This is a genomic window from Ruegeria intermedia, assembly GCF_900129345.1.
Lineage (GTDB): Bacteria > Pseudomonadota > Alphaproteobacteria > Rhodobacterales > Rhodobacteraceae > Ruegeria > Ruegeria intermedia.
Genome location: NZ_FQVK01000033.1, coordinates 1 through 24747, shown reverse-complemented (window position 1 = coordinate 24747; position 24747 = coordinate 1). Strand labels below are relative to the sequence as shown.

The window sequence follows — 24747 nt, the reverse complement described above, 5'->3', positions numbered from 1 at the left end:
CAACCCGTCGCGACCAATCCCGGTCGCGGCATAACCGAGCGGGAAATCCACCTACAAAACGGCTCGAAACTGTTCAAACGAACCGAACCACCTCTCAACAGAGAAACAAAAGGATTACGTTCGCCAACTCGCACGCAGTGATTTGGACCGGGAAGGAGGCTTGACCGAATGCCTTCCCAATGGTTGGGAAAAAGACCAAAAGCTTTGCTCAGATTTCATTTCCGCGCATCCTGACTGCAAAAAGTGTGGTAGGAAGATGGTTCTACGGAAGAACAAAAAAGAACAACTCTTCTGGGGATGCCGTTACTTTCCGAATTGCATTGAAAAACTCTCATACGTCTCGAAAACACCATTGACGTCGATCGTAGCGTCGCACGAGCAGAAACTGCGCGTTTCACCCCGGGAGCACGAAAAAATCGGTGCTGAGAGTCCGATGCTGCCAAGGCCTCCATCTGACGACAGTTCGCTATCGCGTAGAGCGTTGCCGTCTGCTCCTAGGCCTGCAAAACGATAGCCTAAAACGTATCCCACATTTCCAACAGTGACCTGCAACCCAATCTGACATTCTAGAGTCAGGTAAAAAACCACTGGATTTGGCTCAGAACGGGCATTCCGTGTCTACGCCCACTTGGGGTTCAACGATATTGACCGGGTTTGCCAAATGTTGCTTTGCCCGCAGACTATTCGTTGGGCGGGTCGCGTTGCGGCATCGAGATCCCATTTTGGGGGGCTCAGGGCTTATAGATCTGGCGTCGGACTGTCCAGGACGGGAATGTATTGGCAACCAAGCTTTGTCTTTAAACTACTTGGTATGGCCTACTTCGGGGGGGGGGGAGTAATTGGGGGACGCCTCGACACTGATCTACTAATAATGCAGTAATATCAAATGGTTATTAAAAAAAGTGGCGGAGAGACAGGGATTCGAACCCTGGGTGGGCTTGCACCCACAACGGTTTTCGAGACCGCCCCGTTCGACCACTCCGGCACCTCTCCGCGGGGGTCTGTGAGGGGGGGATTTAGTGATGATCGTCGGAGGGTGCAAGCAGAAAATTCGTCAATATCGCATCCGACCGATTTTCCGTTGCCTGAGCGGTGAAATATCCTAGGCTGAAGGCCATGCAACACTCCATTACCTTCATCGCTCGTATCGCTGTTTTCTCGTTGGGTCTGATGTTTGCGCTGGGGCAGGCGGCACAGGCCACAAGCCGAGAGCGGATCGAGGCGTTCCTGGAAACCACCGGATTCGACGTGGCGCTGGAAAGCATTGCGCTGGCGTCCGCTTCGGCGCCGCAGATGGTGGGGATCGACCCCGAGGGGTTTGGGTCGCAATGGACACGATTGTCGGAAGAGGTGTTCGACACCGAAAAGATGCACGAAACCGCCGTGGCCATACTCGAGCAGACGCTCAGCGACGAGGCCCTGACCCATGCGGTCGAGTTTTATGCCTCGGATCTGGGGCAGCGGCTGGTCGAGGCCGAGAACGCCTCGCACATGATCGAGGATAACGACGCCAAGCAGGCCGAGGGCCTAAGGATCGTGGCCGATCTGGTCCGCGAGGGGGCGATGCGGGTCGAGATCCTCAAACGGATGAACCGGGCGATCGATTCCAGCGAAACGGCGCTGCGGGCGGTTCAGGAAATCCAGGTGCGATTCCTTCTGGCGGCCAGCGCGGCCGGTGTCATCGATCTGCAACTGGATGCCGACGGCCTGCGCGCGTTGATGAAGGCGAACGAGGCCCAGATGCGCCAATCGATGCAGCAGTCGGCGCTGGCCAATGCCGCTTACACCTATCAAACCTTCTCGGACGCCGATCTCGAGGCCTACGCCCGCGCGCTCGAGCATCCGCTGATGCAGCAGGTCTATGAGCTGCTCAACGCGGTGCAGTACGAGATCATGGCGAACCGGTTCGAGGCGCTGGCCGCCCGGATGGCCGAGTTGCGCCCGGCCCGGGACATCTGATGCGGGTCGTTCTGACCCTGTGGCTGATCTGCGCCGGATGGGCTGCCGCCGCCGCCACGTCCGAGACGGCCGAGCGGTTGGCTGCGGCGCTGCACCTGCGCGAGGCGGCGCAGATCCTCAGCGAGGAGGGCGTTCAGCAGGTGGGCGACATCGACGCAGCCATGCTGGAGGGCAGGGGTGGTTCGTATCTGCGGGCTCAGATCGAGGACCTGTATGACCCTGCGTGGATGCATGATCGGCTGATCGAGGCCCTGGCCGCCGGGATGACCGCGACCGAGATGACGCAGGCGGCCGTGTTCTTCGAGGGTGAAACGGGCCGCACGGTCATTCGGCTCGAGAATTCCGCCCGTCGGGCGTTTTCGGACGAATCGATCCGGCAAGCGGCCTTGGACGCCTTGGCCGAGGCGGATCAGGAGGCCGAGTTCTTTCGGCTGATCGACGAATTTGTCCAGGTCAATAACCTGGTGGACCAGAATGTCGCCGGCACCCTTGGCGCGGATTACGCGTTTCTGCGTGGGCTTGCCGACGGGCAGGGCGTGGCGGCGGACAGTGATCAGATGCTCGCACAACTGCTCGAACAAGCCGGAGAGACCGAGGATGACACGCGCGAATGGCTGTATTCGTTCCTGATGCTGGCCTATGGTCCGCTCGATCCGGCGCAGCTGCGCGAGAACATCGCCTTTTCCCGGACCGAGGCCGGCCGGGCGCTGAACCGCGCCCTGTTTGCGGGGCTTGGCGACATGTACGAGGATCTTTCCTATCAGGTGGGCTTTGCGGTCGGGCAGGTTCTGAGCGCGTCGGATCTTTAGGCGCGGTTTGGTGTTGACTTTGGGCCGGTATCCGTGGATAAGCGCGCATCCCGGCCGGAACCTCCGCGCCGGGTATCGTTATTGCTGGCCTGACGGGTGCGCCCTGATGGTCGTTCATCCGCCCGACAAGGGCGCGCTGTTCGAGGTGGCCTTGGCCGAAACACCCGTCTGACGGGGACCACAGAACGCGGTAGAAAAAGGAAAGACGCATGTTTGCAGTCCTCAAGACTGGCGGCAAGCAGTACAAGGTTCAGGCGGGCGACATCCTCCGCGTTGAAAAACTGGCTGCCGACGCAGGTGAAAAAGTCCAATTCAACGACGTTCTGATGCTGGGTGGCGATGCCCCCGTTGTCGGTGCGCCGTTCATCGATGGCGCGGCCGTTCAGGCGGAAGTGATCGAACAGATCAAAGGTGACAAGGTCATCAAATTCGTCAAGCGACGCCGCAAGCACAGCTCGAAGCGCACCGTTGGCCACCGTCAGAAGCTGACCCTGGTCAAGATCACCGACATCCTGCCCTCGGGTGCGGACAAGTCGGGCGTCAAGGCCGCAACCGGTTCGGCTCCGGCAGGTGAAGTTGCAAAAGCAGCGAAACCCGCCAAGAAAGCCGCTGCCAAGGCAGAGGCCCCGGCCGCTGCTGCCGCCGCCGACGATCTGACCAAGATCACCGGTGTTGGTCCCGCAGCTGCCAAGAAACTGGCCGAAGCCGGTGTCGAAAGCTTTGCCGCTCTGGCCGCCTTGTCGGACGAGCAGATTGCTGCTATCGAGACGGTCAAAGTGAAACCCGAATGGGTTGAGCAGGCCAAAGAGCTGGCCAAAGGCTAAGGAGAGAGAGAATGGCACATAAAAAAGCTGGCGGTTCCTCCCGTAACGGCCGCGACTCAGCGGGTCGTCGCCTTGGCGTGAAACTGTATGGTGGCCAGGCCGCCGTTGCAGGCAACATCATCGTGCGTCAGCGCGGCACCAAGTTCTGGCCGGGCGAAGGCGTGGGCATGGGCAAGGATCATACCATCTTTGCAACTGTCGATGGCGCCGTGAAGTTCCACAAGGGACTGAAAAACCGCACCTTCATTTCGGTCCTGCCAGTGGCGGAGGCCGCAGAGTAAGCCGAAACCCAGAAGGTTTAAGAAAAATTCATGGGGGACCGGCACAAAGTGCCGGTCCCTTTTTCGTTTTGACGCAGATGTGATCGAAAACCCCGATGCCCGTTGCGACCACCAGTTTCCTGATCTTTGCCGCCAGCCAGGTCGGCACGCCGGGACCGGCCAACATGGTCCTGTTGGGAACGGGTGCGCGCTATGGGTTCCGCGCGGCACTGCCTTTCGTGGCGGGCGTGATTCTGGGCAAACAGCTGATCATCTGGCCGTTGGGCTTTGGCCTTCTGCAACTGGCGGAACAGGCCCCCACCGCGTTTGCGGTTCTGAAATATGCTTCGGCGGCCTATATTTGCTGGCTTGCGTGGAAAATCGCCAACCTGCGCCTGTCCCATCAGGACGCGGGCGAGTCGGTTCCGGGTTTCTGGGCCGGGCTGGTGGTGCATCCGCTGAACCCCAAGGCCTGGGCGATGATCATCGCGGGATTTACCGGGTTCGTCGCGGCGGGAACATCGGTGCTGAGTGCGACGCTCACGATCGCGCTCGTTTTGTTGACCTGCCAGTTGGTCCTGCACCCGATCTGGACCTTTGCGGGCGATAGAATTGCCCGCGTGGTTGCGGGACGGCCGGCGGAAAAATATTTGATGTGGACTCTCGCGGGTCTGACTGTTGCATCCGTACTTTTCGTGTTGTTCGGAGGAGGAACACACCAATGAAACTTGAGGCAATCATAAATCAGCCGGTCATTGAAACCGAGCGGTTCGACCTGCGCCCGCTGCGCCGGTCGGATATGGGCCTGATCGAGCACTACGCAGGGGACGAGCGCGTGGCGCGCATGACCACGTCGATCCCGCATCCTTTGCCGCCCGGTTCGATCGAAGCTTTCGTGACCCGCGCCATGGCCGAGGACCGCGACGAGGATGTCTGGGCGATGGACGCCACCAAGGACGGCGGGCCCGAGTTGATCGGGGTGATCTCGCTCAAGCGGCTGGATCGCAACCAGTCCGAAGTGGGCTATTGGGTCGCGCCCTTGTATTGGAATACGGGCATCGCCTCGCTGGCGGTGGAAACGCTGGTTCAGGCGAACCCGCTGGAAAACGCCACGATGTTTGCCAGCGTGTTTCAGGACAATCCCGCCTCGGCGCGGGTCCTGACCCATTGCGGGTTCGAATATCTCGGCGATGCCGAAAGTTTCTCGGTGGCGCGCAACGCAAATGTGCCCACCTGGACGTACAGCAAGAAACTCTGACTTGTGGCCGGTGGGGCCTTTGCAGTAGGGGACTGACATGAAATTTCTCGATCTTGCAAAGGTCTACATCCGGTCCGGGGCCGGAGGTAGCGGGTGCGTCAGCTTCCGACGCGAAAAGTACATCGAATACGGCGGCCCCGATGGCGGGGACGGCGGCAAGGGCGGGTCCGTCTGGGCCGAGGTCGTGGACGGGCTGAACACCCTGATCGACTTCCGCTATCAGCAGCATTTCTTTGCCAAGAACGGCCAGCCCGGCCGGGGCCAGCAGCGCACCGGCAAGGATGGCGACGACATCATCCTGCGTGTGCCCGTCGGAACCGAGATCCTGGACGAGGATCAGGAGACGGTGATCGCCGACTTGACCGAAGTGGGGCAACGTGTCCTGCTGGCGCGGGGCGGCAATGGCGGTTTCGGCAACCTGCATTTCAAATCGGCCACCAACCAGGCGCCGCGCCGGGCCAATCCGGGGCAGCCGGGCGTGGACCGTACGATCTGGCTGCGTCTGAAGCTGATCGCCGATGTGGGTCTGCTGGGCCTGCCGAATGCGGGCAAATCGACCTTTCTGGCCGCCACCTCGAACGCCCGGCCCAAGATCGCGGATTATCCCTTTACCACGCTGCACCCCAATCTGGGCGTTGTTGGCGTGGACAACGTGGAATTCGTTGTGGCCGACATTCCCGGCCTGATCGAAGGCGCGCATGAAGGCCGCGGCATCGGCGACCGTTTTCTGGGCCATGTCGAACGCTGCGCGGTGTTGCTGCATCTGGTCGACGGCACGTCCGAGACCATCGCGCAGGACTATCACACCATCATCCACGAGCTTGAAGCCTATGGCGGCGCGCTGGCCGACAAGCCCCGGATCACCGTGCTGAACAAGATTGACGCGTTGGACGAAGAACGGCTCGAACTGGCCAAGGCCGAATTGGAAGAGGCCGTGGGCGGCCCTGTCATGACCATGTCGGGCGTGGCCCGGCAGGGCGTGACCGAGGTTCTGCGGGCTCTGCGCGCCCGGATCGACGAAAACCGCCTGCGCCAGAAACCCACCGAGGAGCGCGAGACGTGGCAGCCCTGACCGACGCAAAGCGCCTGGTGGTCAAGATCGGCTCGGCGTTGTTGGTCGATCGTGCGACCGGCAAGCTGCGTTCGGAGTGGTTGCATTCGCTGGCGCAGGACGTGGCGTGGCTCAAGGGGCAGGGGGCCGATGTGGTTCTGGTCTCTTCGGGTTCGATCGCACTGGGGCGCGGTGTTCTGGGCCTGCCCGCAACCGCGCTGTCGCTGGAGCAATCCCAGGCCGCGGCCGCCGTCGGGCAGATCAGGTTGGCCCGAGCCTATGAAGAGGCGTTGGCCCCGCACGACATCACCACGGCGCAGGTTCTGGTGACGCTTGAAGACAGCGAGAACCGCCGCCGGTACCTGAATTCGCGCGCGACGCTGGAAACTCTGCTGGGGTTGGGTGTCGTGCCCATCGTGAACGAAAATGACACGGTGGCCACGGATGAAATCCGTTACGGCGACAATGATCGCCTTGCCGCGCAGATCGCCGTGACCGTCGGTGCGGACCAATTGATTCTGCTGTCCGATGTCGATGGGTTCTACACTGGCAACCCCGCCGAGGACCCATTCGCCACCCGGTTTGACGTGATCGACACGATCACGCCCGAGATCGAGGCAATGGCCGGTGACGCCGGTTCGGGGCTGTCCAAGGGCGGCATGAAGACCAAGCTGATGGCCGCGCAGATGGCGACGGCAGCGGGCTGCGACATGGCGATTACGGAAGGATCGCCTCTGAACCCGCTGAAATCGCTGAACAATGGCGCGAACAGCACTTGGTTCAAGGCCAAGCTGGACCCGCATGCGGCGCGCAAACGCTGGATCTCGGCGATGAAGCCGCGGGGCGAGATCACGGTCGATGCAGGGGCCGCGCGCGCATTGGAAAATGGCAAAAGCCTGTTGCCGGCCGGCATCGTCGAAGTCACTGGCGATTTCGGACGGGGCGACCCGGTGGCCATCAAGGATCACGAAGGCCGGCGTCTGGGATTGGGCTTCAGCCGCTACACCGCGCATGAGGCCGATTCCATCAAGGGGCGGAAATCCTCCGAGATCGAGGACACCCTCGGCTATCCCGGCCGTGCGGTGATGATCCACCGTGACGATCTGGCTTTGTAGCCGCGAAAACTGATAGATTTGGCTGGTCCGACGACCGGAAAGGCAGATGACATGAAGGACTTTGACAGCATTCCCGCCCTGATGGCCGATCTTGGCAAGCGCGCCAAGGATGCGTCTCGGGATCTGGCCTTTGCCTCGGCCGAGCGCAAATACGCCGCGTTGATCGCCGCCGCCGACGCCGTGTGGAAGAACCGCGCACAGATCATCGAGGCTAACAAGAAAGACCTGGACTACGGCCGCGAAAAGGGTCTGAGCCCGGCCATGATGGACCGTCTGATGCTGGACGAGGCGCGCATTCAGGGCATGGTCGACGGGTTGCGCACCGTGGCCGAACAGACCGATCCGGTGGGTGAGGTTCTGGCCGAATGGGATATGCCCTCGGGGCTGAACATCCGCCGCGTACGCACCCCGCTGGGCGTGATCGGCGTGATCTATGAAAGCCGCCCGAACGTGACCGCGGATGCCGGGGCGCTGTGCCTCAAGTCGGGCAACGCCGTGATCCTGCGCGGCGGGTCGGAAAGCTTTCATTCTTCGACCGCGATCCACGCCTGCCTGGTCGAGGGGCTGAAAGCTGCCAACCTGCCCGAGGATGCGATCCAGCTGATCCCGACCCGTGACCGGGCGGCGGTGCAAGAGTTGCTGACCATGACCGACTATGTCGACGTCATCGTGCCGCGCGGCGGCAAGGGGCTGGTCGGGTTGGTCCAGCGCGAGGCGCGGGTGCCGGTCTTTGCTCATCTTGAAGGGATCGTGCACATCTACATCGACAAGGCTGCGGATCCGCAGAAAACGCTGGACGTGGTGCTGAACGCCAAGACCCGCCGCACTGGCATCTGCGGGGCGGCCGAATGCCTGCTGGTGCATCAGGATATCGCGGAAACGCTGGGGCGCGACGTGATCGCGGCGCTATTGGCCGCGGGCGTCGAGGTCCATGCCGCAGGTGCGCTGGCCATTGACGGCACCGTGCCGGCCAGCGATGACGATTGGGGCAAGGAGTTTCTGGACAGCATCATCGCCGCAAAACCGGTGGCCGATATCGACGAGGCAATCGCGCATATCCGGCAATACGGATCGAACCACACCGATTGCATCATGACCGAGGATCAATCCGCCGCCGACCGCTTCTTTGAACGGCTCGACAGTGCGATCCTGATTCACAACGCCTCGACCCAGTTTGCCGACGGGGGTGAGTTCGGAATGGGCGCCGAAATCGGGATCGCCACGGGCAAGATGCATGCGCGCGGCCCTGTAGGGGCGGCGCAGTTGACCAGTTTCAAATACCTGGTGCGCGGCAATGGCACGACGCGCGCCTGAGGCGCTGCATCAGAACCGCAGCACCACGCGGGTCGCGCCCGTCTCGGCCGAAACCCGGCGGCCCTGAGCGGCCGCCGTCTGCGGCAGCAGGGCGAATTGCACCTGCGCCGGCGTGACCTTGTTGGCGAATGTGCCGGTCGGCAGGCCTTTCCACAGGTCGGGATCGACATTCATGCGGTCGGCCGTACCCGTGACCGTCCATTTGTCGCCCACGCTGTCAATCTTGACCTCGCCGCCCATGGGCATGGCGCTTTCGCAGCACATGATGGCCAGAAAGGCCAGTTTGATCTGATTGCGCGGCATCGCCTCGGTGACGTTCCAATGCACCCGGACCCGGCCCGCGCGGTTGACATCGCGCAGCAGGTCGGCCACTTCGCTGCGGCCCAGCGGCTGATCGCTGGCCGCGCCAAAGGCCACGCGGAAGAACCGGATCCGCGCCCCGGCGCTGCCGACGCTGCCGGTAATCAGCTCCATCTCGGGACCCTGGGTGCCGCCAACCATCTCCAACAGTTCCAGACCGTTCGTGATCGCGCCGATCGGGCTGATCAGATCGTGGCAGATCCGAGAGCCGATCAACTCGGCCAGGTTGACGTTGGTGTCGCCCATGCGTACCTCCTGTAATATCCGCCCATGCCCGACCCGGAGCCGCCACATGACAGACATGAATGCCATTCTTGCACCGGGCATGTATGTCCGCCACCCCGATTTCCCCGATTGGGGCGTCGGACAGGTCCAGTCCAACATCGGCGGCAAGATCACCGTGAACTTTCGCGACCAGGGCAAAGTGGTGATTGACGGAACACGCATCGCCTTGATGCCGGTTCTTGATCCCTGAAACTGGTTTAGGAAAAGTTAACGGTGCCGGCCACCCGGTTCGTGTTGCCATTCGCCGGGCAGCTGCGGTATCAGCGCTGAAATCGCAACTGGGAACCGACCTTGCCACATGCCGGACGCTGGCCCTTCATTCACCGTCAAACTGGCCGAAACCGATGACGAACTGCGCGCGGCGCAGCGGTTGCGGTATGACGTCTTCGTGCGGGAACTGGGCGGCAGTGGCGAGATGGTCGATCACGCCGAAGGCCTTGAGCGCGACCGGTTCGATCCGTATTTTGACCACATGCTGGCCTATGACGACTCGACCGGTGCGGTTGTCGGCGTCTATCGTCTGCTGCCCGGAGACCAGGCGGCCGAAATGGGCCAGTTCTATTCCGAAGACGAATATGACCTGACGGTGCTGAAGCGCAGCGGGCGCAAGCTGCTGGAGCTGGGCCGGTCCTGTCTGCATCCCGACTATCGCGGCGGAACCGCGATGTATCACTTGTGGAACGGGCTGGCGCGTTATGTGGCCGAGCGGGACATCGAGGTGCTGTTCGGAGTCGCCAGTTTTCACGGAACCGACGTGCAGGCGCTGGCGCAGCCCTTGTCGATGCTGCATCACAACCACCTGGCCCCGCCGGAACTGCGCGTGCACGCGCAGCCGGACGTGTTTCAAAGCATGGATCTGGTCGCCCCCGACAAGCTGGACCGCCGCGCGGCGATGGTGCAGGTGCCCGCGCTGATCAAGGCCTATCTGCGGCTGGGAGGGTTCGTGGGCGAGGGGGCCTTCATCGACCACGCCTTCAACACTACCGATGTCTGCCTGATCCTGGACACCGCCCGCATGAACGACCGGCAGAAGCGCATCTATGGCGGAGCGTGACGTGACGAAGCAGGCGCTTTGGTACAGCGACGACGCCCCCGATCCGGTCCGGCTGGGGCTGCTGGGCTGGGTTCTGGTGGTTGTGCGTGGGCTGCCGCTGGCGCTGATGGTGCTCGTCGGGCTGATCGTTCTGCTGACCATTCGCCTGTTCGAACGCCCCCTGTGCGGCATGCGTCGCCCGGTTTCGGCCTTCGTGCCTCAAATCGTGTCGCGCAACGCATTCCGTATCCTGGGCATCGGGTTTCAGACCTCGGGCGAATTGATGCGCCAGCACGGCGCCGTCGTGGCCAACCATTCCTCGTGGCTGGACATCTTTGCGCTCAATGCCCGCAAGCGGGTGTATTTCGTGTCCAAGGCCGAGGTGGCCAAATGGCCGGGCATCGGCTTTCTGGCCCGCGCCGCCGGGACCGTGTTCATCGAGCGCGACCCCAGAAAGGCGCGCGCGCAGACCAAGCTGTTCGAAGAGCGCCTGAAGGCCGGGCACAAGCTGCTGTTCTTTCCAGAAGGCACCTCGACCGACGGATTGCGGGTTCTGCCTTTCAAAACAACGCTGTTTGCGGCGTTCTTCGCCGAGGAACTGCGCGATTTCATGTATGTGCAGCCGGTGACGGTGATCTATCACGCACCGGCCGGGGAACCGGCCAGGTTCTATGGCTGGTGGGGCGACATGGATTTCGGGCCGCATCTGCTCAAGACACTGGGCGCGCGGCGTCAGGGGCGGGTCGAACTGATCTATCACGCGCCGGCAAAGGTCAGCGACTTTCCAAACCGCAAGGCGCTGGCGGCCCACTGCGAAGAGGCCATCCGCCACGCGCACGCGTTGGCGCGCCCCGAAAAATAAGGGCTTTTGCCCCTTGCGTTGCCCGACATCCTGCCGTATACGCGCGCCATTCAAACCCGCAGGCGGGGTTTGGCCTTTTTGAGGGAGACATTCTCATCACGGCCGCCGGTTGGAGCAACCGCTTCTTTCACCCCCGCCAAGGCGCAAACCGGAAAAGGAAAATACAGCATGGCTCTTCCCGAGTTCACCATGCGTCAGCTGCTGGAAGCTGGCGTTCACTTCGGCCACCAGACCCAACGTTGGAACCCGCGCATGGCGCCCTATATCTATGGCGCGCGCAACGGCATCCACATCATCGACCTGACTCAGACCGTTCCGATGCTGGACCAGGCGCTGCAGGTCATCCGCGACACCGTTGCCAAGGGCGGCCGCGTTCTGTTCGTGGGCACCAAGCGTCAGGCCTCGGGCCCGATCGCCGAAGCCGCCGAAAAATCGGCCCAATACTACATGAACCACCGCTGGCTGGGCGGTACGCTGACCAACTGGAAAACCGTTTCCCAGTCGATCCAGCGCCTGAACCAGATCGACGAAGCCATGGAATCGGGCGCCGAAGGCCTGACCAAGAAAGAGCGTCTGGGCATGGAGCGTGACCAGGCCAAGCTGCAGGCTTCGCTGGGTGGTATCCGCGAAATGGGCGGCGTTCCGGATCTGCTGTTCGTCATCGACGTCAAGAAAGAGGCCCTGGCCATCGCCGAAGCCAACAAGCTGGGCATCCCGGTCGTGGCCGTGGTCGACACCAACTGCTCGCCCGATGGCGTGGACTATGTGATTCCGGGCAACGACGACGCGGCCCGCGCGATCGCGCTGTACTGCGACCTGGCCGCGCGCGCGGCGCTGGACGGCATGTCGGCACAGCTGGGTGCCGCTGGCGTCGATCTGGGCGCTCTGGAAGAAGCTCCGGCGGAAGAGGCCGTGGCCGAAACCAGCGAAGCCCCTGCCGAGGCGTAAGCTGCCTGTCACATGACTGACACATGGGGCAGGGTATGACCTGCCCCAATCCCTTTTGAATTGAGGAGAGCCGAACCATGGCAATCACAGCAGCACTGGTGAAAGAACTGCGCGACGCGACGGGCGCAGGCATGATGGACGCCAAGAAGGCGCTGACCGAAACCAATGGTGACATGGAAGCCGCCGTCGACTGGCTGCGCACCAAGGGTCTGGCCAAAGCGGCTAAGAAATCGGGCCGTACTGCGGCCGAAGGCCTGGTGGCCGTCGTCGTCGAAGGCGGCAAGGGTGTTGCCGTCGAAGTCAACGCGGAAACCGACTTTGTCGCCAAGAATGCCGAGTTCCAGGAGATGGTCGGCGAGATCGCAAAAGCGGCACTGAACGTCGACGATGTCGAAGCGCTGAAGGCGGCCGATCTGGGCGGCAAGACCGTTGCCGACACCCTGACCGACAAGATCGCCAAGATCGGCGAGAACATGTCGCTGCGCCGTATGGCCAAGATCGAAGGCGACAGCGTGGTGTCCTATGTGCACAACGCCGCAAACCCGGGCATGGGCAAGATCGGTGTTCTGGTCGCTCTGTCGGGTGGTGACGAAGCAATCGGCAAGCAGATCGCCATGCACATCGCCGCGGTGAACCCTGCCGCTCTGTCCGAAGCCGATCTGGATCCGGCCGTGGTCGAGAAGGAAAAGCAGGTTCAGATGGACATCGCCCGCGAATCCGGCAAGCCCGAGCAGGTGATCGAAAAGATGATCGAAGGCCGCATGAAGAAATTCGTGGCCGAATCGACCCTGCTGAACCAGCAGTTCGTGGTGAACCCGGACCTGACCGTGGAAGCCGCGGCCAAGGAAGCCGGCGCAACCATCACCGGTTTCGTGCGCCTGGAAGTGGGCGAAGGCATCGTGGTCGAGAAGGAAGACTTTGCCGCCGAGGTCGCCAAGGCCGCGCAAGGCTGATCCGGCCAACGCCCGGCCATGGCGCCGGGCCGACCAGACCAAACCGGTTGCGCCCCGCGCAGCCGGTTTTTTTGCGGACATCGAAAGTGAGATGTCGGGAGGCCTCGCTACTAATGGGGATGGACGAGGCCCCCCGGTGATTACCAACAACGGAACGCGGACGAATAGGCGCCCGTTGCCAGAGCTGGTCGAACTGCCTTGGAAATACAAGGATCCGACCGAATGTTCCCTGGCCAAAGCCACCACTCACGGAACGATATCACTGTGCGATTTCGGGGGCGGTCGGGAAAGTCATGTATTCCTTACTTAACGTCAACTTGAAGTTGGGCGTGGGTGTACAGATCAGGCTTCCATGACGAACATCTGATTGTGCAGCGACGCCTTCAGCACGGCCTGCGCCGTGGTTTCGACCGACAGCGCCTCGCGCGCAAGGCGCAGGTGTTTTTCGACCGTGGCCGAGGTCAGCCCCATCAAAAGCGCGATGTCCTGCGTCGTCTTGCCGTCTCCGACCCACTCCAGCGCCTCGCGTTGGCGTTTGGTCAGCGCGCGGTTCGGCGGAACATAGGGCAGGGTGAGGATCTTGAGATGTGCGACATTGTTCATCAGCAGGATATCGGCCCCATGCTCGGCCCAGATCGCGTCCAGTTCCTCCTGGGTACGGCTCAGCGAGGCCAGCGAGATCGCGCCCTTCGAGCGAACCGACACCGAGGTGAAACTGACCGTGTAACCGACTGTGATTCCCTTGGATTTGTTGAACTCGTAGACCTTGCGTTCCTCGGGCGTCATGGTGCCGCTGGACATCATGTCCTGGATCATGCGCCAACTGGCCGCGCCTTCGTGATTGAGCGCCCATTTCAGCATCGGGGCGTGAAAATACAGCCCGTCGCGCAGGAACCCGTCCATGTATTCCTTGCAATGGTTGGTCAGGATCACGAAATCTTCGGGGTCACCCAACGATGTCGGCGTGCGATATTGGGTATGGCCATACAGAAGCCGGTCGAACCCGTATCGCTCCATCTGGTCGGTATGTGCGGCCCAGAGCTCCTCGAGGGTTTTCACATAGCTCAGGAAGTTCAGATACTCGCTCAGGTTCATGCGCCCCCCTTTTCCCGCAGATGCGCGGCCAGGGCATCCAGAGCCAGAACATAGCTTCGCGCGCCGAAACCGCAGATCTGCCCAAGCGCGACCGGCGCGATGTAGGATCTGTGCCGAAAGGATTCGCGCGCATGGATGTTGGACATGTGCACTTCGACCACCGGCAGCTGGACGGATGAGATCGCATCCATCAACGCGATCGAGCTGTGCGAGTAGGCGCCGGCGTTCAGGATGATGCCGTCATGGGCACCGCGCGCGGCATGTATGGCATCGATAAGGGCGCCCTCGTGGTTGGACTGAAAGGTTTCGACCGTCACGCCGATGGTTTTACCATGCGCAACGCACTGGTCTTCCAGCATCTGCAGGGTCGTATGGCCATAGACCTCGGGTTGCCGGGTGCCCAGCAGATTCAAATTCGGTCCGTTCAATACAAGAATGCTGTGCATTATCTTCCTGTCCCCATGCTTTGTCATAACCTTGAATCGCCCACGCGTCTAGAAAGCTTGCCCGCATGACGCGAACAAGAAGAAACACGTTGGCATTTTTGTTTTTCGGTATGCCCGCGCAGGCGTTCAGGCCGTTTCCATCGTGACCACAACTTTCCCGAGCACCGAACGATCCGCAAGCAGATCCAGCGCCTTGCCCGCCTCTTCGAGCGGAAATTTCGCGGTTATGCGCGGCCGGATCTTGCCCGCCAGGTACAGCCCGAACAGTTCATTGACGTTTTCCGCATGGCCCTTGGGATCGCGAAACACCGACGCGCCCCAGAACACGCCGACGATATCGCAGCCTTTCAGCAGCGGCAGGTTGAGGGGAATATTTGGAATGCCGGCCGGGAACCCCACCACAAGATACCGGCCTTTCCACGCCATCGCCCGCAAGGCGGGTTCGGCATAGTCGCCGCCGACCGCGTCATAGACGACATCGACACCTTCACCGCCCGCAAGTTTCTTGATCTCGGCGGACAGGGCCTTTTGCGCGTCGCGGTCCATCTCGCGGGGATAGACCAGGGTTTCATCCGCGCCCAGATCACGGCAGAAATCGGCCTTGTCCTGCGAGGACGCCGCAGCAATCACCCGCGCGCCCATGGCCTTGCCCAACTCCACCGCCGCCGAACCGACACCGCCCGCGGCGCCCAGCACCAGCAGGGTATGGCCGGGGCGCAATGCCGCACGATCCTTGAGCGCATGATACGAGGTGCCATAGGTGAAGATGAACCCTGCGGCGTCTTCGTAGGGCATCGAATCGGGAAACCTGACGGCGCTGGCCGCCGGAACGCAGATCTGTTCGGCAAAGCCACCATGCCCGGTCAGGGCCAGCACACGGTCGCCGACCTTCAGGTCTGACACACCATCGCCCAACGCGATCACGTCACCCGCGATCTCGCCGCCGGGCGCGAAGGGGCGGGGCGGCTTCATCTGGTACAGATCGCGGATGATCAGCGTGTCGGGAAAGTTCACGCCGGCGGCGCGGATGCGGACCGCAATCTGCCCCTTTTTCGGCGCAGGATCGGGCAGGGTGGTCAGTTTCAGGGTGTCCGGACCGCCGGGGGCGACGCTGAGTAAAGCTTGCATTTGCTGTTCCGATCCTCGTCATTTGTTGGCTCGAAGGTCCGATTGCGGCGCGATGTTGTCAAGGAAGTTGTGAAATGCAATTCTGCACAGTGGAACGGATCGCGGCCAACCGGCATGACGGATCGAAAAATACGGATTGGGGAGAAGAGCCATGACACCGGACAACCTGTTTTCGCTGAACGGAAAAACGGCACTGGTGACCGGAGGCGCCACGGGAATCGGGCGCATGGCCGCCGAAGCCTTGGTGCGCGCCGGCGCGCGCGTGCTGATTGCCTCGCGCAAGGGCGCCGACTGCGCGGCCGTGGCCGATGCTCTCAACGCGTTGGATGCGCCGGGCCGCGCCGAAGGGTTTGCCGGGGATGTCGGCTCCGAGGCCGGGATCGACGCGCTGGTCTCCGAGGTCAACACCCGCACGCAACGGCTTGATATCCTGATGAACAACGCGGGCGTGTCCTGGGGCGCACCTTTGGGGCAGTTCCCCTATGACGCCTGGGACAAGGTCATGTCGGTGAACGTGACCGGCGTGTTTCACCTGACCCAGAAACTGCTGCCGCTGTTGATCAAGTCCGGGTCCAATGATGACCCGGCCCGGGTGGTCAATGTCGGTTCGGTCATGGGCGAGGTTCCGATGGGCGATGGCGCCTACAGCTATTCCGCGTCGAAAGCGGCGGTGATCCACCTGACCAAGATCCTCGCCAAAGAGCTGTCGCCCCATCGCATCACCGTCAATGCGCTGGCGCCGGGGCCGTTCGTTTCGCGGATGACGGCCTTTGCCACGGCGGATGAGGACAAACGCGAGAAGGTCGGGAAATCGGTGCCGTTGGGCCGTGTGGGTCGTGATGAGGACATCGCGGGATCGATGTTGTTTCTGTGCGGGCGCGGCGGCAGCTATGTGACAGGCGCGGTGATTCCCGTCTCGGGCGGTATCAACGTTCTGACCGGGGGGAACATCTTTGCCGAAGCCATGTAGTGCGCGCCGAACGGGACGAGTGGCATGACCCAAGACACCAACGAACTGGACCTCGCTGCGGTCGATACCTATCTCGGCGCGCATCTGCCGGGCTATCGCGGCCCGCTCGAGGCCACCAAATTCGCGGTCGGACAATCCAACCCGACCTACGAATTGCGGACGCCGGAACGACGCTATGTCCTGCGACGCAAGCCGCCGGGCGCATTGCTGAAATCCGCCCATGCCGTCGACCGCGAATACCGGGTGCAAAGTGCTCTGGCCGGCAGCAATGTGCCGGTGCCGCGCATGTTGCTGCTGTGCGAAGACGATTCGGTGATCGGCTCGGCCTTTTACGTGATGGAGCGGCTTGAGGGGCGCATCTTCCTTGAACCCACGATGAAGGGCGAAAGCAACGAGACCCGCCGCGCCGTTCTGCACGAGATGAACCGGGTGCTGGCCGAGCTGCACATGGTCGACATCGACGCGGTCGGCCTGTCGGATTATGGGCCGACGGGCAACTATTATGAACGGCAGATCTCGCGCTGGACCAAACAGTACCGCGCATCCGAGACCGGCACCATTGCTGACATGGACCGGTTGATTGGCGCGCTGACCGCCTCGGTCCCCGAGGAGGACGGGCAGCGAACGCTTGTTCACGGCGACTACCGCATCGACAACCTGATGTTTGAAACCGATGGCGCCCGCTGCGAGGGCGTTCTGGATTGGGAGTTGTCGACGATCGGCCACCCCTATGCCGATCTGGCCGCGGTCATCATGCAATGGCAGATGCCGCCCGGAAAAGAGGGGCGCGGCCTGGCCGGCATCGACCGCGCAGCGCTGGGCCTTCCGTCCGATGCGGAATTCATCGCCGAATACTGCGCCCGGCGCGGGCTGCCGGGCATCGACAATTTCGGCTTCTACCTGGCGTTCAATTTCTTCCGGATGGCTGCCATCCTTCAGGGGGTCTACAAACGGGCGCTGGACGGCAACGCGTCCGACCCGACCCGCGCGCAGGCCTTCGGCGCCTATGTTCCGGTCTTCGCCCAGCACGGGCTTGTGGCCCTGGAAACGCGAGGCGATTGACCAGTGACCACCCGTCGGGCACAGCCGGAACCGGATGACAAGGACCGCAACTTCGTGACCGCCCTGGCCCGAGGGCTGCAGATCCTGAGGGCATTCCGGCACGGCGATACCGCGCTGAGCAATACCGACTTTGCCGAGCGCACCGGCCTGCCCAAGCCGACCATTTCCCGGTTGACGCATACGCTGTGCCAATTGGGGTACCTGGTGCAGGATCAGCCCGGCGGCGCCTATCGTCTGGGTGTCGGGGTTCTGCGGCTGGGATTCGGCGTTCTGGGCAGCACCGATATCTGCGAACGCGCCGGCGAGGTTCTGCGTGAACTGCGCACCGGCGCCAACCCCTATCTGACGGCGGCCCTTGGCGAAGCGCACCGGGCCGAGGTCGTCTATGTGGCCGTCAGCCGATCCACCCAGAACGTCGCGCTGACCATGCATGTCGGCTCACGGTTGCCGCTGTTCTCGTCGGCTATGGGGCGCGCCATTCTGGTGGCTATGACCCCTGATCAGCGCGCCGCCGCCGTCGAGGCCGCGCAACAGGATCTGGGGCTGCAACGCGACGATCTGCTGCGATCGATAGAAACGGCGCAGGATGAGTATGTTGCGCGCGGGTATTGCACCGGCTTTTCATTGTGGCGGGATGACGTGCACGCAATTTCGGCGCCGGTTCCTTCGGCCGATGACGGGCGCGTGTTCGGCCTGAACATCGGCGGGCCGAGCTTTTACGTGACACCCGAAGAGCTTGCCTCGGAACACGCCGCCAAGCTGATCGACGCGGCCAGGCAACTGAGCCTGCGGCCATGACGCGCGCGCGATGCATTTTCAGATGCAATACAAGGGAGATGCGCCATGAGTTTTGACCCTACGCGGCTGGCAAACCTCAACTCCTGGATGCAAGCCTATGTTGATACGAAAAAATATCCCGGCTGCTCGGTTCTGCTGCGCCACGGTGGCGACGAGGTGCATTTTCACGCCTGCGGTCAGCGCAGCATCGAGACCGGCTTGCCTTTCACGCGCGACACGATCGTGCGCATCTATTCCATGACCAAGCCGATCACCTCGGTTGCGTTGATGATGCTGGCCGAACGGGGGCTGTTTCACCTGGATTCTCCGGTGTCCGATTTTTTGCCCGAATTCCTGAACATGCAGGCGCTGATCCCCAATGCGACGCGGTTGGATCAGACCGAACCGGCGCCGTCGCCGACGCTGCACCAATTGCTGACCCATACCAGCGGGCTGAGCTATCCGTTCAATCCGGGCCTTCTGCCGGCGGAGATGGATGCGCGCGACCTGATCTTCAAGCCCGATCAAGGCTGTCTGGCCGACCAGGTGCGGGCGCTGGCCGACTTGCCGCTGGCCTTCCGGCCGGGCGCGCGTTGGGAATATTCGGTGGGCATCGACGTGATCGGGCGCGTGATCGAGGTTGTATCCGGTCAGACTCTGGACCGGCTTCTGGCCGAAAACGTCTTTGCGCCGCTGGGCATGACGGAAACCGGCTTTTCCGTTCCCACGGGGGCAGGGGATCGGTTCGCGTCGCTGTACACCCCGCTCGAGGGCGACGCGATGGCCCTGAACTCCGCCAAAGCGAGCAATGAGACGCTGCGGCTGGTCGATCAGCCCGGCGGATCGCCGTTCGAAGCCACCACGCTGTTTTCCGGTGGCGGCGGGCTGGTCGGCACCATCGACGACTATGCCCGCTTCGCCGACATGCTGCGCAACCGGGGCACCGGCAACGGCAATCGTCTGCTGGGGCCAAGAACCGTGGATTTCATGTTGCGCAACCACTTGCCGGGCGACATTGCGTCAATGGGACCGCAGAGTTTCGCCGAGCAGCCGATGGAGGGCATGGGCTTCGGCATCGGTGGCGCGGTGGTGCTGGACCCGGCCTGCGCCCGCACGCCCGGCTCGGTCGGAGATTTCAGCTGGGGCGGCATGGCCTCGACCTTTTTCTGGATCGACCCGGTTCTCGATCTGACCGTGGTGTTCTTCACGCAACTGGCGCCGTCCAGCTCCTACCCGTCTCGGTCCCAATTGAAGGCGCTGGTCCAGGCCGCCCTGATTGAATGACCGTCGCGGGGCTGCTAGGCGGGGCGTGAACCGCGACTCCGGAGACACACCCATGACTGAAGCCGAACGCATTCTGCTGGACCTGCTGGATATCGAACGCCTCGAGGTGGACCTGTTCCGCGGCGTCGGCTCGGGCGGGGAAACGCCCACCCGGATTTTCGGCGGACAGGTGATCGCCCAGGCGCTGGCGGCGGCCTACAAGACGGTCGAGGACCGGTTGTGCCATTCGTTGCACGCCTATTTCATCCGCCCTGGTGACCCGGATATTCCGGTTGTTTATCAAGTGGATCGCGCACGAGACGGAGGCAGTTTTACAACCCGCCGCGTGGTGGCGATTCAGCACGGCAAGCAGATCCTGAACATGTCGGCCTCGTTCCACATTCAGGACGAGGGATGGGAACACCAGCACCCGATGCCGGAGGTAGCGCCGCCCGAGCAGCACCCCTCGCGCGATGAGTTGCGGCAAAGGTACCTTGACCGCGTACCGGACCACCTGCGCGCGGAACTGCTGCGGGAACGCCCGATCGAAGTGCGCGAGGTCGATCCGCTGGACATCTTTCACCCCGCAAAGGCCGATGACCGCAATTTCCTGTGGTTCCGCATGGGCGCCGCCGATCAGGCCGATCACGTCACGCAGCATCTGCTGCTGGCCTATGCATCCGACATGGCGCTGCTGAGCTCGGGGATGCGGCCGCATGGGCTGAGTTGGTTTACCGGAGAGATCAACGGTGCCAGCCTGGACCATGCGATCTGGTTCCACGCGCCGGTGCAATTCCAGAACTGGCACCTCTACGCCATGGATGCGCCGTGGACGGGGCAGGGGCGCAGCTTCAACCGCGGCGCGATCTATGCGCAGGACGGCACGCTGGTGGCGTCGGTGGCGCAGGAAGGTCTGCTGCGCCGCGCCCGGAAAAAGCGTTAGATATCTCCGGCAAACTTTTGATTTAGCTTCCGCATTCCGCCCAGCCAGCGGTCATAATCGGCAGTTTTCAGCCGCATGTAGTCCAGAACCTGCGGATGCGGAAGCACCAGAAAAGTCTCGGCGCGGATGGCGTCGACGCAGGCCTGGGCCACGTCCTCGGGCTCGAGCATTCCGTCGATCGAGGCAACCGAATCCTCGAACCCCCTGGTCATTTCCGAGCGCACCGCCTGGGGGCACAGGACCGAAACGCCGAGACCCTTGTCGCCATAGGTCAGCGCCAGCCATTCGGCAAAACCCACGGCCGCGTGTTTGGTCACGCCATAAGGCGCCGCACCGGGCTGGTTCAGCAAACCGGCGGCCGAGGCAGTCGTCAGGATATAGCCGCCGCCGCGCGCGACCATGCGCGGCACCAGATGGCGGGCCGTCCAGACATGCGACATCACGTTGATTTTCCAGATCCGGTCCCAGTGGTCGTCCGGCACGTCCAGACCGCCCAGGGTCAGGATCCCGGCATTGGCACAGAACAGATCGATCGGGCCGACCGAGGCCTCGACCTTGTCGATCAGATCGCGGATGTCATCCTCGTTGGCGACGTCGCATCGGACCGCATGACCACCAATGGTGCCGGCCACCGTCTGGGCGCCGTCCAGGTCAATGTCGGCGCAGACGACCCGGGCGCCTTCGCGGGCGAAGCGCTCGGCCAGTCCTTTGCCGATGCCATGGGCCGCGCCGGTGATGACAACGATCTTGTCTTGAAGTTCCATGTCGTGTTCCGCCTTCATTTGTGTCACGATCGACGGTAACAGCATGAAAACACGCCGCCAACGTGGACGTGGCGGCGTTGGCTTTTCAGTATTTTACCATAATACCGATTACACGCCATTAGTGTGGGATCAGTAGAAAGCCTGCAAACCGGTCTGTGCCCGCCCCAGGATCAAGGCATGGACGTCATGCGTGCCTTCATAGGTATTCACGGTTTCCAGGTTGACCATGTGCCGGATCACCTGAAATTCCAGCGAGATCCCGTTCCCACCATGCATGTCGCGGGCCATGCGCGCGATCTCCAGCGCCTTGCCGCAATTGTTGCGCTTGATGATCGAGATCATCTCGGGCGCGGCCTCGGCCTGATCCATCAGGCGCCCGACCCGCAGGCTGGCCTGCAGGCCCAAGGCGATCTCGGTCTGCATGTCCGCCAGCTTTTTCTGGAACAGCTGCGTTTGGGCCAGCGGACGGTTGAACTGTTTGCGGTCCAGACCGTATTGCCGTGCCGCGTGCCAACAGCACTCGGCCGCGCCCATCACGCCCCAGCTGATCCCATAGCGCGCGCGGTTCAGACAGCCGAACGGCCCCTTGAGACCCTGAACATGCGGCAACAGCGCGTCGTCGCCGACTTCAACGCCGTCCAGAACGATCTCGCCGGTGATCGAGGCGCGCAGGCTGAGCTTGTTCTCGATCTTGGGCGCGCTAAGCCCCTTGGTGCCCTTGTCCAGAACGAAACCGCGGATCTTGCCGTCATGCGCATCGGACTTGGCCCAGACGACGAACACATCGGCGATCGGGGCGTTCGAAATCCACATCTTGCTGCCGGTCAACCGATAGCCGCCGTCGATCTTCTCGGCTCGGGTCTTCATTCCGGCCGGATCCGATCCGGCATCCGGCTCGGTCAGGCCGAAACAGCCGATCCATTCGCCGCTGGCCAGTTTGGGCAGGTATTTGCGGCGCTGTTCTTCGCTGCCATAGGCATAGATCGGATACATCACCAGCGAGCTTTGCACCGACATCATCGAGCGATAGCCGGAATCCACACGCTCGACCTCGCGCGCGACAAGGCCATAGGTCACATAGCCCGCGCCGATGCCGCCGTATTCTTCGGGGATCGTGGTGCCCAGCAGGCCCATTTCTCCCATCTCGCGAAAGATCTCGGGGTCGGTTTCCTCGTTCTGGAACGCCGCCGTGACCCGAGGCTGCAGCTTTTCCTGCGCATAGGCACGGGCGCTGTCGGTCACCAGGCGTTCGTCTTCGGTCAGTTGATCGTTCAGGCGGAACGGATCATCCCAGGCAAATCGGCCCAGATCGGGCGCATCCTTGGCGCGCAGCGCCGGTTTCGTATCAGGGGCGTTCATGTGTTTGCTCCGGATTTCAGGGTTTGCCGCACCCTACCCCGCAATTTGCGCAAAATACAGCGAGACATTCGCAAGGTTTCATGAGTAAAACGCATAGATGCAAACCAAACGCCGCCTGTTCCCGTCGATTTCGTCCCTGCGCGCGCTCGAGGCGCTGGATCGGCTCGGCTCGGCCTCGGCCGCCGCGGACGAGCTGTCGCTGACCCAGAGCGCGGTCAGCCGGCAATTGCAGACGCTCGAGGCGCAGCTGGGTGTTCGCTTGATCCAGCGCGACCGGAAACGGCTGACGCTGACCTCGGCGGCACAGGAATATGTTGCCGAGATCCGTCAAAGCCTGAACCAGATCGCGCAAGCTTCGTTGCGGCTGCATGTGACGCCGGCGGGCGGCACATTGCATCTGGCCATTCTTCCGACCTTCGGAATGCGCTGGCTGGTGCCACGCCTGCCCGATTTCGCGCGGCTGCACCCCGACATCACGATCAACATGTCGACCCGGCTGCGCCCGTTCAACTTTGCCACTGAACCCTTTGATGCGGCAATCCATTTCGGCGAACCGGATTGGCCAGGAACCGAGCGGCTGCTGCTGAAGGTCGAGCGTGTCGTGCCGGTGTGCGCGCCCGCGCTGTTGCCGTCTGGTGCACCCAAGGATGCGGCTGAATTGCTGAAGCTGCCCTTGCTGCACATTCAGACCCGGCCGCGCGCCTGGCGGGATTGGTTCGCGCAGCAGGGCATAACCGTGCCCAGCCCCCTGCTTGGCACCTTCCATGACCAGTTCACCACCATCAACCAGGCGGCGGTCCATGGTTTGGGCGTGGCGTTGCTGCCCAGCTATCTGATCGAGCAGGATCTGGCCACAGGGCGGCTGATCATGACCTTTACGGGCGCCGTCGAGACGATGGGTGCCTATTACCTGGTCTGGCCAAGCACGAAGTCAGGCGATCCGTCGCTGCGCGAATTCCGTCACTGGCTGGCATCCCAGGCCCAGGGGGACGAGACCCTGCCCCGCTGATCACGCCGCGCTCAGACGGTTTGCGATGTCGTGTCGGCCTTGGGGCGCGACTCGGTCGGACGCTCGCCGGTGACCAGATAGATCACCTGCTCGGCGATCGACGTCACGTGGTCGCCCATGCGCTCGGTGTTCTTGGCGATGAAATGCAGGTGCATGCAGGCCGTGATGTTGCGCGGGTCCTCGGCCATGAAGGTCAGAAGCTCGCGGAACAGGCCGTTGTACATCAGGTCCACGTCCTCGTCGCGTCGGATGACGTCCTGCGCCAGTTCGGCGTCGCGCTGGATATAGGCGTCGAGCGCATCGCGCAGCATCGTTTCGACATCCCGGGCCATGCGGCGCAGCGTGGCCGCGCTGCTGCCGATATGCGGGGCCTCGACCAGCGTGGTCGTACGCTTGGCGATGTTCTTGGCATAGTCGCCGATGCGTTCAAGGTTGCCTGACACTTTCAGCACCGACAGCACCAGCCGCAGGTCGCCGGCCGTGGGCGCGCGCAGGGCGATCACCCGGGCCGTTTCCTCGTTGATCATGTCCTCGAGCGCGTCGATCTCCTTGTCGCCCTGACGCACCTGCTGGGCCAGTTCTTCGTCGCGTGTCTCGAGCGACCGGGCGGCGTTGCTGATGGCGACCTCGACCAGACCGCCCATCTTCATGATATGGGCCTGCACGGCTTCAAGATCGCGGTCGAATGCAGAAGCGATATGTTGTTCACTCATGGCGTGTTCCTGTCCTCAGCCGATGCGGCCGGTAATATAGCTTTCGGTTCTCGGGTCCTGGGGCGTGGTGAAGATCTGGCCGGTGTCGCCGAATTCGACAAGGCTGCCCAGGTGGAAAAATGCGGTTTTCTGGCTGACGCGGGCGGCCTGCTGCATCGAGTGGGTCACGATCACGACCGAGAACCGC

Annotated in this window: 27 protein-coding genes, 1 tRNA gene and 1 pseudogene; 20 read left to right on the top strand and 9 right to left on the bottom strand. The window is 62.5% G+C overall.

The window, feature by feature from the left end; genetic code table 11:
* Positions 1 to 903: 903 nt before the first annotated feature.
* Positions 904 to 993 (bottom strand) — tRNA-Ser (locus F3H26_RS17530).
* 177 nt (positions 994 to 1170) lie between these two features.
* Here F3H26_RS17530 and F3H26_RS17525 point away from each other — a divergent pair.
* The 9 genes from F3H26_RS17525 to F3H26_RS17485 all read left to right on the top strand — a co-directional run bounded on the left by F3H26_RS17525 (position 1171) and on the right by F3H26_RS17485 (position 8590).
* On the top strand, positions 1171 to 1959 hold the full coding sequence (locus tag F3H26_RS17525; RefSeq protein WP_394349791.1) for a DUF2059 domain-containing protein: 789 nt from the start codon (positions 1171 to 1173) through the stop codon (positions 1957 to 1959).
* Positions 1959 to 2768, top strand: coding sequence for a DUF2059 domain-containing protein (locus F3H26_RS17520; RefSeq protein WP_149777270.1), 810 nt, complete (start codon positions 1959 to 1961; stop codon positions 2766 to 2768). Before F3H26_RS17525 ends, F3H26_RS17520 begins: the two co-directional genes overlap by 1 nt.
* A 209-nt stretch (positions 2769 to 2977) precedes the next feature.
* Positions 2978 to 3592 carry a 50S ribosomal protein L21 gene (locus F3H26_RS17515; protein WP_149777269.1) on the top strand — a complete coding sequence of 205 codons (615 nt, stop codon included), beginning with the start codon at positions 2978 to 2980 and terminating at the stop codon, positions 3590 to 3592.
* 11 nt (positions 3593 to 3603) lie between these two features.
* The gene (rpmA, locus tag F3H26_RS17510; protein ID WP_005983052.1) at positions 3604 to 3873 is read left to right on the top strand and encodes a 50S ribosomal protein L27; all 270 of its coding nucleotides are present in this window, start codon (positions 3604 to 3606) and stop codon (positions 3871 to 3873) included.
* Between the two features lie 95 nt (positions 3874 to 3968).
* Entirely contained in the window at positions 3969 to 4577 is a 609-nt protein-coding gene (locus F3H26_RS17505) for a LysE family translocator (protein ID WP_149777268.1), read from the top strand.
* Entirely contained in the window at positions 4574 to 5110 is a 537-nt protein-coding gene (locus tag F3H26_RS17500; protein ID WP_005983055.1) for a GNAT family N-acetyltransferase, read from the top strand. The genes F3H26_RS17505 and F3H26_RS17500 overlap by 4 nt, the downstream gene beginning before the upstream one ends.
* A 37-nt stretch (positions 5111 to 5147) precedes the next feature.
* Entirely contained in the window at positions 5148 to 6182 is a 1035-nt protein-coding gene (gene obgE, locus F3H26_RS17495; protein ID WP_149777267.1) for a GTPase ObgE, read from the top strand.
* Positions 6170 to 7276, top strand: a complete 1107-nt coding sequence (gene proB / locus F3H26_RS17490) for a glutamate 5-kinase (RefSeq protein WP_149777266.1) — start codon at positions 6170 to 6172, stop codon at positions 7274 to 7276. Before obgE ends, proB begins: the two co-directional genes overlap by 13 nt.
* A 51-nt stretch (positions 7277 to 7327) precedes the next feature.
* Positions 7328 to 8590, top strand: a complete 1263-nt coding sequence (locus F3H26_RS17485; protein ID WP_149777265.1) for a glutamate-5-semialdehyde dehydrogenase — start codon at positions 7328 to 7330, stop codon at positions 8588 to 8590.
* A 9-nt stretch (positions 8591 to 8599) separates the two neighbouring features.
* Here the strand turns inward: F3H26_RS17485 and F3H26_RS17480 are convergent, their stop codons facing one another.
* Positions 8600 to 9196, bottom strand: coding sequence for a histidine phosphotransferase family protein (locus tag F3H26_RS17480; RefSeq protein ID WP_149777264.1), 597 nt, complete (start codon positions 9194 to 9196; stop codon positions 8600 to 8602).
* A gap of 46 nt (positions 9197 to 9242) precedes the next feature.
* Here F3H26_RS17480 and F3H26_RS17475 point away from each other — a divergent pair, with 46 nt between their 5' ends.
* The 5 genes from F3H26_RS17475 (at position 9243) to tsf (ending at position 13031) form a co-directional block, all read left to right on the top strand.
* Positions 9243 to 9425 carry a DUF3553 domain-containing protein gene (locus F3H26_RS17475; protein WP_149777263.1) on the top strand — a complete coding sequence of 61 codons (183 nt, stop codon included), beginning with the start codon at positions 9243 to 9245 and terminating at the stop codon, positions 9423 to 9425.
* A 108-nt stretch (positions 9426 to 9533) separates the two neighbouring features.
* Complete coding sequence (locus F3H26_RS17470; protein WP_149777262.1) at positions 9534 to 10289, top strand: GNAT family N-acetyltransferase; 756 nt, start codon at positions 9534 to 9536, stop codon at positions 10287 to 10289.
* Entirely contained in the window at positions 10276 to 11130 is an 855-nt protein-coding gene (locus tag F3H26_RS17465; RefSeq protein WP_149777261.1) for a lysophospholipid acyltransferase family protein, read from the top strand. The genes F3H26_RS17470 and F3H26_RS17465 overlap by 14 nt, the downstream gene beginning before the upstream one ends.
* 168 nt (positions 11131 to 11298) lie before the next feature.
* Entirely contained in the window at positions 11299 to 12078 is a 780-nt protein-coding gene (rpsB, locus tag F3H26_RS17460) for a 30S ribosomal protein S2 (protein WP_149777260.1), read from the top strand.
* 77 nt (positions 12079 to 12155) lie between these two features.
* Positions 12156 to 13031, top strand: a complete 876-nt coding sequence (gene tsf, locus F3H26_RS17455) for a translation elongation factor Ts (RefSeq protein WP_149777259.1) — start codon at positions 12156 to 12158, stop codon at positions 13029 to 13031.
* 342 nt (positions 13032 to 13373) lie between these two features.
* Here the strand turns inward: tsf and F3H26_RS17450 are convergent, their stop codons facing one another.
* From F3H26_RS17450 to F3H26_RS17440, 3 genes are all read right to left on the bottom strand, one after another.
* Positions 13374 to 14126: a helix-turn-helix transcriptional regulator gene (locus F3H26_RS17450; RefSeq protein ID WP_149777258.1), complete on the bottom strand. Its 753-nt coding sequence runs from the start codon at positions 14124 to 14126 to the stop codon at positions 13374 to 13376.
* Positions 14123 to 14572 (bottom strand): type II 3-dehydroquinate dehydratase, encoded by a 450-nt coding sequence (gene aroQ, locus F3H26_RS17445; RefSeq protein ID WP_149777257.1) that lies wholly within the window; start codon positions 14570 to 14572, stop codon positions 14123 to 14125. Before aroQ ends, F3H26_RS17450 begins: the two co-directional genes overlap by 4 nt.
* Before the next feature lie 126 nt (positions 14573 to 14698).
* Positions 14699 to 15700: an NADPH:quinone oxidoreductase family protein gene (locus F3H26_RS17440; RefSeq protein ID WP_149777256.1), complete on the bottom strand. Its 1002-nt coding sequence runs from the start codon at positions 15698 to 15700 to the stop codon at positions 14699 to 14701.
* Positions 15701 to 15851: 151 nt separating this feature from the next.
* On the opposite strand from F3H26_RS17440, the gene F3H26_RS17435 reads away from it, so the two are divergent.
* Genes F3H26_RS17435 through F3H26_RS17415 form a run of 5 tightly spaced genes read left to right on the top strand, consistent with a single transcriptional unit; the run spans position 15852 to position 20715 of the window.
* Positions 15852 to 16670, top strand: coding sequence for an SDR family NAD(P)-dependent oxidoreductase (locus F3H26_RS17435; RefSeq protein WP_149777255.1), 819 nt, complete (start codon positions 15852 to 15854; stop codon positions 16668 to 16670).
* 24 nt (positions 16671 to 16694) lie between these two features.
* Positions 16695 to 17732 (top strand): phosphotransferase, encoded by a 1038-nt coding sequence (locus tag F3H26_RS17430; protein ID WP_149777254.1) that lies wholly within the window; start codon positions 16695 to 16697, stop codon positions 17730 to 17732.
* Positions 17733 to 17735: 3 nt separating this feature from the next.
* Positions 17736 to 18530 (top strand): IclR family transcriptional regulator, encoded by a 795-nt coding sequence (locus F3H26_RS17425; protein WP_149777253.1) that lies wholly within the window; start codon positions 17736 to 17738, stop codon positions 18528 to 18530.
* Between the two features lie 45 nt (positions 18531 to 18575).
* On the top strand, positions 18576 to 19793 hold the full coding sequence (locus F3H26_RS17420; RefSeq protein WP_149777252.1) for a serine hydrolase domain-containing protein: 1218 nt from the start codon (positions 18576 to 18578) through the stop codon (positions 19791 to 19793).
* A 52-nt stretch (positions 19794 to 19845) separates the two neighbouring features.
* The gene (locus F3H26_RS17415) at positions 19846 to 20715 is read left to right on the top strand and encodes an acyl-CoA thioesterase (RefSeq protein WP_149777251.1); all 870 of its coding nucleotides are present in this window, start codon (positions 19846 to 19848) and stop codon (positions 20713 to 20715) included.
* Here the strand turns inward: F3H26_RS17415 and F3H26_RS17410 are convergent.
* Together F3H26_RS17410 and F3H26_RS17405 are read right to left on the bottom strand one after the other, a co-directional pair.
* Positions 20712 to 21479: an SDR family oxidoreductase gene (locus F3H26_RS17410; protein ID WP_149777250.1), complete on the bottom strand. Its 768-nt coding sequence runs from the start codon at positions 21477 to 21479 to the stop codon at positions 20712 to 20714. The two genes, F3H26_RS17415 and F3H26_RS17410, sit on opposite strands and share 4 nt — an antisense overlap.
* Before the next feature lie 129 nt (positions 21480 to 21608).
* Positions 21609 to 22838: an acyl-CoA dehydrogenase gene (locus F3H26_RS17405; RefSeq protein WP_149777249.1), complete on the bottom strand. Its 1230-nt coding sequence runs from the start codon at positions 22836 to 22838 to the stop codon at positions 21609 to 21611.
* Between the two features lie 97 nt (positions 22839 to 22935).
* Here F3H26_RS17405 and F3H26_RS17400 point away from each other — a divergent pair, with 97 nt between their 5' ends.
* Positions 22936 to 23847: a LysR family transcriptional regulator gene (locus tag F3H26_RS17400; RefSeq protein ID WP_149777248.1), complete on the top strand. Its 912-nt coding sequence runs from the start codon at positions 22936 to 22938 to the stop codon at positions 23845 to 23847.
* Between the two features lie 11 nt (positions 23848 to 23858).
* Here F3H26_RS17400 and phoU read toward each other — a convergent pair whose 3' ends face one another.
* Positions 23859 to 24560, bottom strand: a complete 702-nt coding sequence (gene phoU, locus F3H26_RS17395; protein ID WP_149777247.1) for a phosphate signaling complex protein PhoU — start codon at positions 24558 to 24560, stop codon at positions 23859 to 23861.
* 15 nt (positions 24561 to 24575) lie between these two features.
* Positions 24576 to 24747 (bottom strand): annotated as a pseudogene (locus F3H26_RS17390) (phosphate ABC transporter ATP-binding protein); the annotation flags it as partial.